The following is a 13,601-nucleotide window of genomic DNA, read 5'->3' as shown; positions in this document are numbered from 1 at the left end:
GTAGAAAATAAAATTAATACAGATGAAAGTGAAAATTGTTTATTTGTGTATTCTTTTTCTGTTGTTTACCGTTTCGGTAGAAGCTCAATGTTCTATGTGCAGAGCTGTTTTAGAAAGTGAAGAAGGACAAAAAACGGCCAAAGGTATTAATGATGGAATCGTTTACCTCATGATTATCCCCTATGTTTTGATTGCTTTTGTAGGATATTTTATATATCGAAACAAAAAGAAACCTATAGTTTCTGAAAACCAAAGTACATAGGTTTTTAACTTTAACATTTTCATAACACGTAAAAATGTAACAAAAATAGATCCTTCATAGTCTTATGTAGGAGGCTGCACTAACCAATCACAAGTCTTTAAAGGGAAAACTTAGGGATTTTTATAGTATTTAGTGAGTCTGAGTTTTATTTAAGGTACACTTATTGTGCCTTGTTAATCTTAATCAATTGATATGATTGAAATTAAAGACTTACATAAATCTTACCAAATGGGGAGCAATTCGCTTCACGTACTAAAGGGAATTGATTTTAGTGTAAAAGAAGGAGAGTTAGTCTCTATTATGGGTTCTTCGGGATCGGGAAAATCTACTTTACTTAATATTTTAGGAATGCTGGATGAGGCAGATAGTGGGAGTTATTTCTTAGATAATATGCCCATTAAAAACCTTAATGAAAAAATAGCCGCGAGATATCGTAATAAATTTCTTGGGTTTATCTTTCAATCATTTAATCTTATAACGTATAAAAATGCCGTTGATAATGTAGCGATGCCGTTATACTATCAGGGTATTAAGCGAAAAGAAAGGCAGGATAAAGCAATGCACTATTTATCAAAAGTCGGTTTGGCTGATTGGGCTACTCATCTTCCTAATGAATTATCCGGAGGGCAAAAACAAAGAGTCGCAATTGCAAGAGCAATGGCGTCAGAGCCTAAAGTATTACTTGCAGATGAGCCAACTGGAGCCTTGGATACTAAGACTTCATATGAAGTGATGGAATTGATACAAGGTATTAATGACGAAGGAAAAACAATTCTCATTGTTACACACGAACCCGATATAGCCAATATGACAAAACGTATTGTAAACCTAAAAGACGGGGTAATTATAGATGATACATTAGTTAATCAGGTAAAAGCTATGGCAAATGTTTAGTCTAGAACGTTGGCAGGAAATATTCGAAACAATCGGAAAAAATAAGCTTCGTACATTTCTTACAGGTGTATCTGTAGCTTCTGGAATTTTTATTCTTGTACTGCTCTTAGGCGTTGGTCAAGGTATGGAAAATGGAATTGCTAAAGAATTTGAATCCGATGCATCTAATAGTATTTGGGTTTGGACAAGAACTACTTCAGTAGAATATAAGGGATTAAATCCAGGAAGAAGAATAGAACTCACCAATGAAGATTATAGTTTTATAAATAAAAAAAATGATAAGTATTTAGAGTATAAATCTTCTAGAGCTCGAAGATGGGGAGTGTTAGTTACTTATGGTAAAGAATCAGGAAGTTACGGTATTGAAGGGATACATCCAGATTTTCAGATGCTTGAAAATGAAGAAATGTTTTCTGGAAGATTTATTAATCAAAACGATATCGATGAGCGAACCAAAGTAGCAGTCATTGGAAACAAAATAAGAAAAGAGCTATTCAAAAATGATAAAGAAGCAGTAGGAGAATTTATAAAAATAAACGACATCCCATTTAAGGTTGTTGGTGTGTTTTCTGAAAAAATGGCTGAACGAGAAGAGAATAGAGTATTCATTCCTTCTCCCATAGCTCAACAAGTATTTAATAAAGGTCATAAGGTGGATGGTTTTGCATACACATTGAAACCAGAAGCTAATTTTGAAATAGCTGTTCAAAAATCTGAAGAATTTGTAGAATCTATGACAACTTACCTCAAAAACAAGCATGTTGTCGCACCAGAAGATGAACGTGCTATTGGGGTTAATAATTCTCTCGAAGGAGCAAAACGATTCTATAAGTTAATCTTTATGATTAGAGCCTTCTTTTGGTGGGTAGGGATATGTACCATTATTGCTGGAGTAGTGGGAGTTAGTAATATCATGCTTATTATCGTAAAGGAGAGAACGAAAGAAATTGGAATCCGTAAAGCTTTAGGCGCTCAGCCAGGTTCTATAATAGGGATGATTTTGCACGAGGCAATCTTTGTTACTGCTATTGCAGGATTTGCAGGATTAGTCTTGGGCTTAGCATTACTAGAACTTGCAGGACCTATGATTCAAACCGATTTTATAGCAAACCCTTCTGTAGATTTCAATGTGGCTTTGACCACGGTCTTTATACTTATTTTTGCAGGGGCTATAGCAGGGTTTTTCCCTGCATGGAGAGCTGTTAGAATTAAACCGATTGTTGCACTAAGAGACGAATAATATGTTTAACAGAGATCGATGGAACGAAATACTTGAAGCCCTAACGGCGAATTGGTTTAGAACTTTATTAACCGCCTTTGGTGTGTTTTGGGGGATATTTATTTTGGTAATTTTATTGGCCGCAGGAAAAGGGTTAGAAAACGGAGTGAAACAAGGGTTTGGAGATATTGCAACCAATACTATGTTTATGTGGACACAAACTGCATCCAAACCGTATAAAGGGTTGCCTAAAGGGAGAAGATATAATTTTAAAATTGGCGATGTACCCTCTATTAGGGCTCAAGTGCCAGGATTGTTATATGTTTCTCCAAGAAATCAACTTGGAGGTTTTAGAGGTTCTAATAATGTGGTTAGAGGATTAAATACAGGAGCATTTAATGTATATGGTGATTATCCCGAGATTATAAGGCAGGATCCTATTAATATTACTTCAGGCCGATTTATGAATTATGGTGATATCGATAATAAAAGAAAGGTTGCTGTAATAGGTGAAGGGGTTAAAAAAGAATTGTTTACCGATGGAGAAGACCCCTTGGGAGAGTATATTAAAATACAGGGAGTTAATTTTATGGTTATTGGTACCTATTCTAAGAAATCTAATAATGGAGATGGTGAAGAAAGTCAAAAAGAAATTTATGTGCCTTTTACTTCTTTTTCGCAAGCTTTTAATTATGGAGAACGTGTAGGTTGGATGGCTATTACAGCTCAAGATAATCAATCTATTACTAGTTTAAAAAAGGATATTATAGAAGTGGTTAAAACAAATCACACCATTCATCCAGAGGATAATCGTGCAGTTGGTAATTTTGATTTGTACGAAGAGTTTAATAAAATAAATGGATTATTTATAGCCCTAAAAGGAGTAGCTTATTTCGTGGGGACACTAATTTTACTTTCGGGGATAATTGGTATTAGTAACATTATGTTAATTGTGGTTAAAGAAAGAACCAAAGAAATAGGAATCCGAAGAGCATTAGGTGCATCACCATGGGCAGTAAGGGGGCAAATATTACTAGAATCTATTTTCTTAACTATAATCTCTGGTATGATGGGTATTGCAGTATCTACAGGGATAATTTTTATAATTAATAAAATCTTGGATGGGGCGCCACCCAGTGAAGATAGTATGTTTGCCAATCCAAGTGTGGACTTAACAGTAGTTTTTGTAGCGCTTTTTATATTAGTAACTAGTGGTTTACTGGCTGGACTAATTCCCGCACAAGTCGCTATCAAAACTAAACCAATAGATGCATTACGAACAGAATAAAGGAATCAATCAAATTTTTATAATCCTATTTAAGGGATAGCATTAATCAATATATATTAAAATGAAAAAAACCGTTACGATTATTATTTTACTTCTTATAGCTGTTGTATTTGGAGGGTCATTATATTATTTGTATCAAAAAAATCAAGAAGATCCAGTAACCTACGAGACCGAGCAGACTACTACTGAAACTATTATTAAGAAAGCAGTAGCTACAGGGAGCATAGTTCCCAAAGAAGAAGTTTTAATAAAGCCAAATATATCTGGAATCATTGAGGAAATTTATATCGAGGCAGGGGATCAAATTAAATCTGGCGATTTAATTGCAAAAATTAGAGTAGTACCAAATGTATCTTCATTGCAAAGCGCACAAAATGCGGTAGAAACTGCAAAAATAGCCCTTGATAACCAAGATAAAGTTTATAATAGACAGAAAGATCTTTTTGATAAAGGTGTTATTTCTGCAAATGATTTTGATGGGGTAGATGTAGCATATAAACAAGCAAAACAAACCTATGAATCTGCTCAACAAAATTATCAAATTGTGAGAACAGGAACCGCGAGAGGTTTGGGTAGTGTGGCAAATACACTTATTCGTTCTACGGTAACAGGAATGATTCTAGAAGTCCCTGTAAAAGCAGGAAATCAAGTGATAGAAGCAAATAATTTTAATGACGGAACTACGATCGCCACAGTAGCAGATGTAGGAGAAATGATTTTTGAAGGTAAGGTAGACGAAAGTGAAGTAGGGAAAATCAAAGAAAATTTACCGCTTGAGATTACTGTAGGAGCTATAGAAAATAAAAAGTTTGATGCAATTTTAGATTACATTGCTCCAAAAGGAAAAGAAGAGAATGGAGCCATCCAGTTTGAAATCAAAGGAACATTAAATAAAAAAGATACTACATTTATACGTGCTGGATTAAGTGCTAATGCTTCAATCATTTTGGCTCGTGTTGATAGCATTATGGCTCTTAAAGAAGCATTAATCCAATATAACCCTGATGACCAAAAGCCGTTTGTAGAAATTGAAGTTGGAGAGCAAAAGTTTGAAAATAGAGATATTGAATTAGGAATTAGTGATGGGATAAACGTGGAAATAAAAAGCGGAATTACTAAGGATGATAAGATCAAAGTTTGGAATCAAATCAAAAAACCAGAATTTGATAATTAATTTTTTTTAAAAAAACTGTAACAACCATAATCAATTATATACATATAGGCATTATGCGAATTAAAATTTCAATTTTATTAATAACACTTTTAAGTGTATTGAGCACGCAAGCGCAAGATAAGAAATGGACCTTGCGCGAATGTGTAGAATACGCATTAGAGAATAATATTACTATAAAGCAATCGGCACTTGACATTGAGGCAGCAGATATTGATAAGAATGATGCTTTTGGTAATTTTTTACCAACTTTAAACGCTTCAGGATCCAATTTTTGGAGTTCAGGTTTGAGTCCGGACCCAATTACAGGTACAAACCAGACCTTAACTTTTAGAAGTTCTTCATATAGAATAGATGTTGGATTAACATTGTTTGATGGTTTAAGAAACGTGAAACGATTTCAGAGAGCCAAATTAAATCAATTATTAAGTCAATATAACCTAGGTAAATCCAAAGATGATATAGCATTGTTTGTGGCAAACAGTTACCTACAAGCGCTACTAAATAAAGAATCTTTGAAAGTTGTAGAAAAGCAACATGAAATTACTTTAGAGCAACTAAAAAGAACTCAAGATTTGGTAGAGGCAGGAGTGCTGCCAGAAAATGATATATTGGATATTGAGGCAACATCGGCAGATGAATTGACAAGAATAATACAAGCAGAAAACGCAATTCAAATTTCTTTAATAAGTTTGGCTCAAACTTTATTGATTAAAGATTATGAGAAATTTGATATTGCAGAGCAAGAATATTTAGTGCCAGGATCCGAACTACTTAGTACGCCTATAGATCAGGTTATTTCTAGAGCTAGAGAAGCTAGATATGAAGTACAAATTGCAGAACAGAATAGATTATTAGCTCAAAAGGATTTAGAAATTGCTAGAGGAGCATATTATCCTACCTTGAGTGCAGGATTTAATTATAACACCAGAGAATCAGGTGCTAGTGTATTCGTTCCAGGAAGTTTAAATCCTGATAACCCTACAAGAGTAATAGGGGTTGTAGAAGGTACTAATCAAAATGTAATAGTTCCAAGATTTTTAAATGATCAAGAGATTACGCCAGAAAAAACTATCAAACAATTATATCTAAACGACGGTATATCTTATGGGTTATCTCTTAATGTACCAGTATTTAATGGATTTACCGCACGAAACCAAGTAAAGAGAAGTAAGATTAATGTAAAAAGAGCAGAGTTTCAATTAGAACAGGCGCAATTAGATCTAGATAGTAATATATATCAGGCATATTTAGATGCCAAAGGAGCTGCTAAGGCATACGAAGCTTCTCAAGCATCGGTAAAAGCACAAGAGGGTGCGTATAACTATGCTAAGGATCGGTATGATGGAGGATTGATTAATTCTTTCGATTTTAGTCAGTCTAAGTTTAGGTTGGAGAATGCTCAAAGTCAAGAAGTACAAAATAAATTTGATTATATATTCAAACTAAAGGTATTAGAACTTTATTTTGGGATAAAAATCGCAGATATTAAATTATAAATAGTAGTTTCTATTTTTGACTGCCGTGACAGAATTATAATTTATATCGTAGTTTTAACATTAAAATAAGTCATGAATAGAAAAACACTACTTATTATTTTAGGTGTCGTAGTATTGCTAATTGGAACCCTCGTTTACGGTAAAAAAGCTGGTTGGTTTGGTGAAAATAGCGATGCGAAACAAGTATCTACAACCAAGATAGAAAAGATAGATATTATCGAGACGGTATCTGCTACTGGTAAAATTCAACCAGAAGTAGAAGTTAAACTTTCGTCTGAAGTATCAGGAGAAATTATAGATCTACCTATTAAAGAAGGTCAACAAGTTCAAAAAGGAGACCTGCTGGTTCGTATTAATCCAGATATTATTCAATCCGGATTGAATAGATCTCAAGCTTCGTTAGAAAATGTAAGAGCTGGACTGCAACAGGCTGAAGCAAGTCTTAAAGAGGCTAAACTGAGTTATGACCGAAATAAAGGTTTATTTGATAAAGGAGTTATTTCTAAGGCAGATTGGGATAGAGCAGTGTCTGCTTACGAAGTAGCCGAAGCTGCTAAACAGTCGGCTTATTATAGTGTAAGAAGCGCTCAAGCAACAGTAAATGAGGCTAAAGATAATTTGAGCAGAACTACAATATATGCTCCTATGGGTGGAACAATTTCTAAACTATCTGTAGAACTAGGAGAACGAGTTGTGGGGACACAACAAATGGCGGGAACAGAAATTGTGAGAGTGGCTAATCTTAATAATATGGAGGTAGAGGTTGATGTAAATGAAAATGATATTGTTAAGGTTTCTATAGGTGACTCTACTATAGTAGAAGTTGATGCTTACCTTAAAAAGGAATTTAAAGGCTTAGTGACCGAGATTGCTAACTCTGCCGAAAATGCTATCAGTGCTGATCAAGTTACCAATTTTAGAGTAAAGGTGAGAATTCTTGAAGAATCGTACCAAGATTTGATAGAAGGTAAACCTGAAAACTTCTCTCCTTTTAGACCTGGTATGACTGCTACAGTAGATGTTATTACAAATAAGAGAGAAAGTATAATTGGTGTGCCTATTAGTGCTATAGTAATTAAAACAGATACTTCTAACGTGCGAAAAAAAGGAACTTCAAAAGAAAAAGTTTTAACTACCAAAAGTGCGATCGAAGAAAAGTTTGAGTGTGTTTTTCTTAAACAAGGAGAGACTGCAAAATTAAGAGTCATTAAAACAGGTATCCAGGATGATAGCAATATTGAAATCTTAGAAGGATTATCTGAAGGAGATGAAGTCATCACAGGGCCTTATAATTTGGTTACTAAGACTCTTAAAACAGATGATAAAGTAGCTGTTGAAAGCGAAAAAGAATCAGATAAAAATCCTGAATAAAGCATAAGACTTTTTTGATTACTTATTGGATCGGATTTCTTTGTGATTTAAAGTTCACAAGTTTATAATTTGTATAATTGAGTTATCTTTGTGCAAATTTTTTTAAGAATGGCTTATATTCTTTGTATTGAAACTTCTACAACAAATTGTTCTGTAGCGTTAGCTAAAAATAATGCTGTTATAGCTCTTAAAGAAGACTATGATACTCAATATTCTCATGCAGAGCGACTGCACAATTTTATAGAGATAGTTATCAAAGAAGCTGGAATTGGTTTAAAAGACATTTCTGCTGTTGCCGTTAGTAAAGGCCCAGGATCTTATACAGGATTAAGAATAGGAGTATCAGCGGCAAAGGGACTGTGCTATGCACTTGATGTGCCGTTATTATCCGTACCCACACTGCAATCTCTTGCGTTGCAAGTAAAAGTCAAAGAGAATGGGTCTGTCGTTATCCCGATGATAGATGCTAGAAGAATGGAAGTATATTCTGCTGTATTCTCGAGTGATAATAAATTGCTTAGAGCAACGAAGGCTGAGATATTAGATGAACGCTCTTTTTCTGAATATTTAGAAAAAAGTAAAGTCTATTTTATAGGAAATGGTGTTGAAAAGTTTGCTGCCATATGCGATAATGATCAGGCAATATTTATACAAAATAAATTGCCATCTGCAAATGAGATGGCGATTATAAGTTATGCTAAATTTTTGAAAGAGGATTTCGAGGATGTTAGTTATTTTGAACCCTATTACTTAAAAGACTTCCTGGTTGGTTAAGATCGATATTTTTTAATGCATTATATCTAGCAACTAATCGTATTAAGTCCTCTTCTTTTTTAAGTTTTATTTTTTCCTTTTTAATATATTCTTTAAGTTCTGATTGCTTATCAGAGAAAGCCGATAATATTCCTTTTTTGTTTAAGGGTAGTTCTTGGATTTCATTAGCATTTTCAAGATAATATGTAGTTATTAATTTGATTTTTCCGGTTACGGAACTACCAGTCATAGGGTCCATTTCTTGAGGATCTGTTATCTTAAGACTGTACTTTTTGTACACACGATAGTTGTTGTTTAACTCTACAAGGATATAATACCCGTTTTTTTTAACACCTCTCGTGTTTTTAAAATTACAATAGTAATAGTAATCATTATCAATACGGGCATAGGTAGTAGATGATTTAATTACTTCACGTAATTGCCCTCCTTCTTTAAGCTCTAATCCATCTGTATAGATATTATATTTAAGCCTGGCATCATATGATCTTGATTTTTCATCGATCACGTTTGCTTTTTGATAATCTTTATTTAGATAGACCGAACCAACATATTTATTTAATTCAGACATTTTTTTTGAGGGTTCTATAACTTGTGAAAACTGAGCGGATACAATTGGGGTAGCTAAAAAAAACAGTATTTGTAGTATTTTTCTCATAAGAATGGGGGTGTATACCGCCTAAAGTATTAAAAAATACGATTAAACGCAAATTTAAATACGTTAAAACCATAATCTACATGAGTAGTTTAGGTGTTATTTCTATTCTTCACGACAAATAGGAGAGGTTTTATTTTAAAAGACCGTGGGAGACGACGTATTGGTTATTAAAATTTACTTAGCATACTTGTAGGTCTATCTGTATCTAGATTTTTTAACGCATTATATTTTGCCACCAGTCTTACAAGATCTTCTTCTTTTTTCAGTTTTATTTTTTCTTTTTTAATGTATAGCTTTAGTTCATCCTGCTTATCTTCAAATGTAGAGGATAGAATAACTTTTTTATCACGGGGCAATTCTTGAATGATGTTATTTTCTTCTAAATAGTAAGTAACTATTTTCTTAATAGTACCGGGAGATGGATTTCCATTATAAACGTCCATTTTTATAGGATCCTTTATGTTCACTTCATAACGTTTATAGATGCGATACTGGTCATTTAGCTCTATGAGGATATAATATCCATCTTTTTCTACTCCACGTAGCGTTTTAAAATGGCAGTAATAAAAATAGTTTTTGCCAATTCTTGCCTGTATTGTTGGGCGTTTACTTATTTCATATAACTCAGAGTCTTCTTTTAATTCGATGGCATCTGTATATATGTTATATCTTAATTTAGAATCAAAGGTTCCTGTGGCTTCATCAATTACGCTCGATTCTATAAATTTTGTATTTAGATAAATAGAACCATCGTATTCTTCATATTTCGGAAATTTCTGGCTAAACTGTAGTATAGAATCTGGTAATTGAGCATATGCAATAAAAGGGATTACTACAATTACGAAAAGTAATAGTTTTCTCATATTTTATTAAAGGGTATGTCGTTTTGCAGTACAAAAATATTCAAAAAGACTATGAAAAGAGAGGTTAGAATATGCAGAAATGGATTATTAATATTTTTTTAAAGTAAGTTATTCTTTGTTGAAATCTAAGCTGCTTTAATTTTTAAAACAGAATACTATCAAAACACCTGTTTTTGAAGTGTAAATCAATTTTGAGAAACTCTAAATTACAAATTCTAAAGGCAAATGAAATGGATATCTAAGAGGTAATTTTTTATGGATACTTAATTTTATTTTAACTATAGGAATATTCGTTTTATTTTGTTTTTATTATTTTATAGTAAAAGATTAAACATAAAAAACCACCTCACAAGAGATGGTTTCTTTAAATATCCTAAATTTTAAATAGAGAAAATTTAATTTCGTCCACTTATATTGGTCAAAAGACTTTGTGATGGATTATCCTCTGCACTTTTAAGTGCGTTATATCTAGCAACAAACCGGATTAAATCTTCTTCTTTTCTTAGTCTTATTTTTTCTTTCTTTAAATATTCTTTTAGCTCTGCTCCTTTATCGGTAAATATGGCAAGTATATCCTTTTTATTCAAAGGTAATTCTACGATTATACCGCCTTCTTCAATGAAGTATGAGGTAACAGTTCTAAGCTCACCTGGGTCGGTAAGTCCACTATTTACGTGTTGTTTTTTCTCAGGTTCCTTTATTTTAAGTGTTAATCTTTTATAGATACGATATTTATCGTTTAGCTCTACTAAGATGTAATACCCATCTCTATTAAGACCTCTTTGACTCTTAAAATCACAATAATAAAAATAATCACCATCTATTCTTGCATGAATCGTAGGGCTCTTAATAATTTCATATAATTTAGACCCTTGAGTAAGCTCTAATGCATCTGTATATATGTTATATTTTAACTTGACATCGTAGGTTCCAGTTTTCTCATTAATAACACTAGATTCTTTATATCTAGCTTTCATATACATAGAACCGTCATATTCACTAAATGTGGTAATTTTTTCGGTAGATTTCAGTAAGCTTCGCGGAAGTTGTGCTAACAATGTGGATGAAATTGTTAGAAATAACAATAGTAGTACTTTTCTCATGTCTTAAAGATTTAGGTACGATAAATGTAACCAAATACCGAATTAAATGCAATTATGTCGGATTTTTGATTAAATTTTTACGAATCTTTTAGTTTCTAAGGATTATGCACCTTTTTTTTGCAATGAAAATGGCTTTTTAATGTATAATCCACATATTTTTTTTGAGGAAAAACCGTAAATATTGTAAGATTTTGACTACGTAAACATTCTAATTAGCTTATTTTGATCATTTTATATTATCCAATTTAAGGTGTTTTAAGACATATGTTTTTTGCGTTTTATTGCAAAAACAGATCTATTTCATATAAAAAGAATCAATCCAATAATTTTAAAGCAGCCTCTGGTGTATCCACAGGATATTTACAAGAATTATTTACACAGATATAGAATAAAGTTTCATCTTCAACAAATCTGTTTTTTAATAATGCTTTTTCAGATTCAGATGTACTACCTGCCAATAATCTATTAGGAACATATGTTGTATTAAATTCTTGTAACTTATCTTTGGCATCATCCCCAACAACAACGACTTCATAAAAATTGTAAGAATAATTTACCATAAGATCCAACCAATTAGAATATCCCGAAGCATAGGATGTTATTTGCGGTTGTATATTATGCAACATTTGTTCACTTAACTTTTTATAATCGCTGGCATCATAGTAATGGGATAGCAAGAATAGGTTCTTTGCCATTACCGAATTGGATGCTGGGATTACATTATCGCTAGATTCGATCGTTCTTGCAATAAGTGCAGGATCTTCATCCGAAGTGAAATAAAATATATTTTTCTCTTTATCAAGAAAATGATTCAATGTGTACTCTGTTAGATTTTTTGAAATGTCTAACCATTCATCATCTAGTGTATTTTGATATAGCTCTATAAAAGCTTCGATGACCATGGCGTAGTCTTCTAAATATCCATTAATGGTGCTTTTACCATCTTTGTAGTTGTGGTATAGAGAATTATCTTTTTTGAGTTGTTTGTTTTTGATGAAGTTTCCATTTTTTAAGGCAGCTTTTAGGAATTTTTCTTCTCCAAAAACTCTATAGGCATCTAAATATCCTTTAACCATTAATGCATTCCAAGAGGTTAACGTCTTGTCATCTAATCTTGGCCTAGAACGTTTTTCTCGATGCTTTAATAATATTTCCTTCCAATTTTCAATTTTTTTCGATAAACTTTGACCTTCTATGTTATGTGCTTTACAAAAATCTTCAGTGTCATCTTTTCGTATTAAAACATAATTTCCTTTTTCCCACAATCCATAGGTGTTAATGTTATAATAATTGGCAAATAAGTCATAATCGTTGCCTATTAACGTTTTTAATTCTTCTTTGGTCCACACATAATATGCTCCCTCTTCTAATTCTCCTGTTGGCGTTTTACTATCGGCATCCAGAGATGAATAGAAAGCTCCTTCCTTATTTGTAAGTTCTCTTGAAACGAATTCCAAAGTCTCATATACAACCTCTTTAAACCAAGGGTCTTTAGTAACCAGATAAGCGTCAGAATATAAACTTACCAATTGTGCATTGTCGTACAGCATTTTTTCAAAATGAGGAACGTGCCATTTACCATCTGTAGAGTATCTAGCAAAACCTCCTCCAACATGATCATAAACACCACCATAAGATATTTTTATTAAGGTGTTGGTCACAAAATCTAATAGGTCCTTATCTTTAGTTTGATGCGCGTAGCGAAGTAAAAACGTATAGTTATTTGGCATCATAAATTTTGGAACTCGCTTTGTTCCTCCTTTTTGATGATCAAAATTTTTACTCCATTGGTCTACTGCCGTTGCAATATATTCTTTATCAAAATTAATTTCATCAGTATTGACTTCTACAATATCAACTGCTTTTATGCCTTGCTCTAATTTATCGGCGTATTCTAAAAGCTTATCGGGCTGCTTTTGATATAAATCTGAAACTTGTTTCAAGGCATCAACCCAATTTCCTTTTGGGAAATAAGTACCTCCCCACACAGGCCTCCCATCGGGTAAAGTAATTACGTTAAGAGGCCATCCACCACTACCGGTCATTAATTGTACGGCATTCATATAAACTTGATCTACATCAGGTCTTTCTTCACGATCTACTTTAATATTAATGTAGTTGCTATTCATTATTTTGGCAACTTCTGGGTCTTCAAAACTTTCATGCTCCATCACATGGCACCAATGGCAGGCAGCATATCCTATACTAATAATAATAAGTTTGTTTTCTTTTTTTGCTTGATCCAAAGCTTTTTCTCCCCAAGGTTTCCAGTTTACAGGATTATGTGCATGTTGAAGTAGATAAGGACTGGTTTCATTAACCAAATCATTAGTATATGCATATTCCATAGGAGGTTTGTTTTGACTTGTGCAAGAAGTAGTCATAATTATTATAAGAATTGACCAATATCTCATCATATTATGTACTACAGTTTTTGATTTATTTTTTAAGATCATATTATCAGTATCTGGATAGCAGTTTGAGCTTAGATATTTAAATAGA

12 protein-coding genes are annotated in these 13,601 nt (G+C 32.8%); 8 read left to right on the top strand and 4 right to left on the bottom strand.

What is annotated here, in order from left to right; genetic code table 11:
* Positions 1–22 precede the first annotated feature (22 nt).
* The 8 genes from DK508_RS14265 (at position 23) to tsaB (ending at position 8,478) form a co-directional block, all read left to right on the top strand.
* Positions 23–262 (top strand): hypothetical protein, encoded by a 240-nt coding sequence (locus DK508_RS14265; protein ID WP_109301470.1) that lies wholly within the window; start codon positions 23–25, stop codon positions 260–262.
* 192 nt (positions 263–454) lie between these two features.
* Positions 455–1,156 (top strand): ABC transporter ATP-binding protein, encoded by a 702-nt coding sequence (locus DK508_RS14260; RefSeq protein WP_109301469.1) that lies wholly within the window; start codon positions 455–457, stop codon positions 1,154–1,156.
* The gene (locus tag DK508_RS14255) at positions 1,149–2,396 is read left to right on the top strand and encodes an ABC transporter permease (protein ID WP_109301468.1); all 1,248 of its coding nucleotides are present in this window, start codon (positions 1,149–1,151) and stop codon (positions 2,394–2,396) included. Before DK508_RS14260 ends, DK508_RS14255 begins: the two co-directional genes overlap by 8 nt.
* Position 2,397: 1 nt before the next feature.
* Positions 2,398–3,663, top strand: a complete 1,266-nt coding sequence (locus DK508_RS14250) for an ABC transporter permease (RefSeq protein ID WP_109301467.1) — start codon at positions 2,398–2,400, stop codon at positions 3,661–3,663.
* 61 nt (positions 3,664–3,724) lie between these two features.
* Positions 3,725–4,837 carry an efflux RND transporter periplasmic adaptor subunit gene (locus DK508_RS14245; RefSeq protein ID WP_109301466.1) on the top strand — a complete coding sequence of 371 codons (1,113 nt, stop codon included), beginning with the start codon at positions 3,725–3,727 and terminating at the stop codon, positions 4,835–4,837.
* Between the two features lie 53 nt (positions 4,838–4,890).
* Positions 4,891–6,333 (top strand): TolC family protein, encoded by a 1,443-nt coding sequence (locus DK508_RS14240; RefSeq protein ID WP_109301465.1) that lies wholly within the window; start codon positions 4,891–4,893, stop codon positions 6,331–6,333.
* A 72-nt stretch (positions 6,334–6,405) separates the two neighbouring features.
* On the top strand, positions 6,406–7,704 hold the full coding sequence (locus DK508_RS14235) for an efflux RND transporter periplasmic adaptor subunit (protein WP_109301464.1): 1,299 nt from the start codon (positions 6,406–6,408) through the stop codon (positions 7,702–7,704).
* 108 nt (positions 7,705–7,812) lie between these two features.
* On the top strand, positions 7,813–8,478 hold the full coding sequence (tsaB, locus tag DK508_RS14230; RefSeq protein ID WP_109301463.1) for a tRNA (adenosine(37)-N6)-threonylcarbamoyltransferase complex dimerization subunit type 1 TsaB: 666 nt from the start codon (positions 7,813–7,815) through the stop codon (positions 8,476–8,478).
* Here tsaB and DK508_RS14225 read toward each other — a convergent pair.
* From DK508_RS14225 to DK508_RS14210, 4 genes are all read right to left on the bottom strand, one after another.
* The gene (locus DK508_RS14225) at positions 8,432–9,046 is read right to left on the bottom strand and encodes a hypothetical protein (protein ID WP_235016415.1); all 615 of its coding nucleotides are present in this window, start codon (positions 9,044–9,046) and stop codon (positions 8,432–8,434) included. The genes tsaB and DK508_RS14225 overlap by 47 nt on opposite strands.
* Positions 9,047–9,300: 254 nt before the next feature.
* On the bottom strand, positions 9,301–9,996 hold the full coding sequence (locus DK508_RS14220) for a hypothetical protein (RefSeq protein ID WP_109301461.1): 696 nt from the start codon (positions 9,994–9,996) through the stop codon (positions 9,301–9,303).
* Between the two features lie 395 nt (positions 9,997–10,391).
* Entirely contained in the window at positions 10,392–11,099 is a 708-nt protein-coding gene (locus DK508_RS14215; RefSeq protein ID WP_109301460.1) for a hypothetical protein, read from the bottom strand.
* Between the two features lie 314 nt (positions 11,100–11,413).
* Positions 11,414–13,555: a thioredoxin domain-containing protein gene (locus DK508_RS14210; RefSeq protein ID WP_235016414.1), complete on the bottom strand. Its 2,142-nt coding sequence runs from the start codon at positions 13,553–13,555 to the stop codon at positions 11,414–11,416.
* Positions 13,556–13,601: the final 46 nt, after the last annotated feature.

This window comes from Aquimarina sp. AU474 (assembly GCF_900312815.1).
In the GTDB taxonomy this organism is placed as follows: Bacteria; Bacteroidota; Bacteroidia; order Flavobacteriales; family Flavobacteriaceae; genus Aquimarina.
Note: the sequence above shows the minus strand (reverse complement) of the source record. Positions and strands in the feature narration are given on the sequence as shown.

Coding starts and splice junctions, on each gene's coding strand:
- DK508_RS14235 (WP_109301464.1), top strand. CDS start 6,406: ATGAATAGAAAAACACTACTTATTATTTTAGGTGTCGTAGTATTGCTA.
- tsaB (WP_109301463.1), top strand. CDS start 7,813: ATGGCTTATATTCTTTGTATTGAAACTTCTACAACAAATTGTTCTGTA.
- DK508_RS14225 (WP_235016415.1), bottom strand. CDS start 9,046: ATGTCTGAATTAAATAAATATGTTGGTTCGGTCTATCTAAATAAAGAT.
- DK508_RS14260 (WP_109301469.1), top strand. CDS start 455: ATGATTGAAATTAAAGACTTACATAAATCTTACCAAATGGGGAGCAAT.
- DK508_RS14240 (WP_109301465.1), top strand. CDS start 4,891: ATGCGAATTAAAATTTCAATTTTATTAATAACACTTTTAAGTGTATTG.
- DK508_RS14250 (WP_109301467.1), top strand. CDS start 2,398: ATGTTTAACAGAGATCGATGGAACGAAATACTTGAAGCCCTAACGGCG.
- DK508_RS14265 (WP_109301470.1), top strand. CDS start 23: ATGAAAGTGAAAATTGTTTATTTGTGTATTCTTTTTCTGTTGTTTACC.
- DK508_RS14210 (WP_235016414.1), bottom strand. CDS start 13,555: ATGATCTTAAAAAATAAATCAAAAACTGTAGTACATAATATGATGAGA.
- DK508_RS14220 (WP_109301461.1), bottom strand. CDS start 9,996: ATGAGAAAACTATTACTTTTCGTAATTGTAGTAATCCCTTTTATTGCA.
- DK508_RS14255 (WP_109301468.1), top strand. CDS start 1,149: ATGTTTAGTCTAGAACGTTGGCAGGAAATATTCGAAACAATCGGAAAA.
- DK508_RS14215 (WP_109301460.1), bottom strand. CDS start 11,099: ATGAGAAAAGTACTACTATTGTTATTTCTAACAATTTCATCCACATTG.
- DK508_RS14245 (WP_109301466.1), top strand. CDS start 3,725: ATGAAAAAAACCGTTACGATTATTATTTTACTTCTTATAGCTGTTGTA.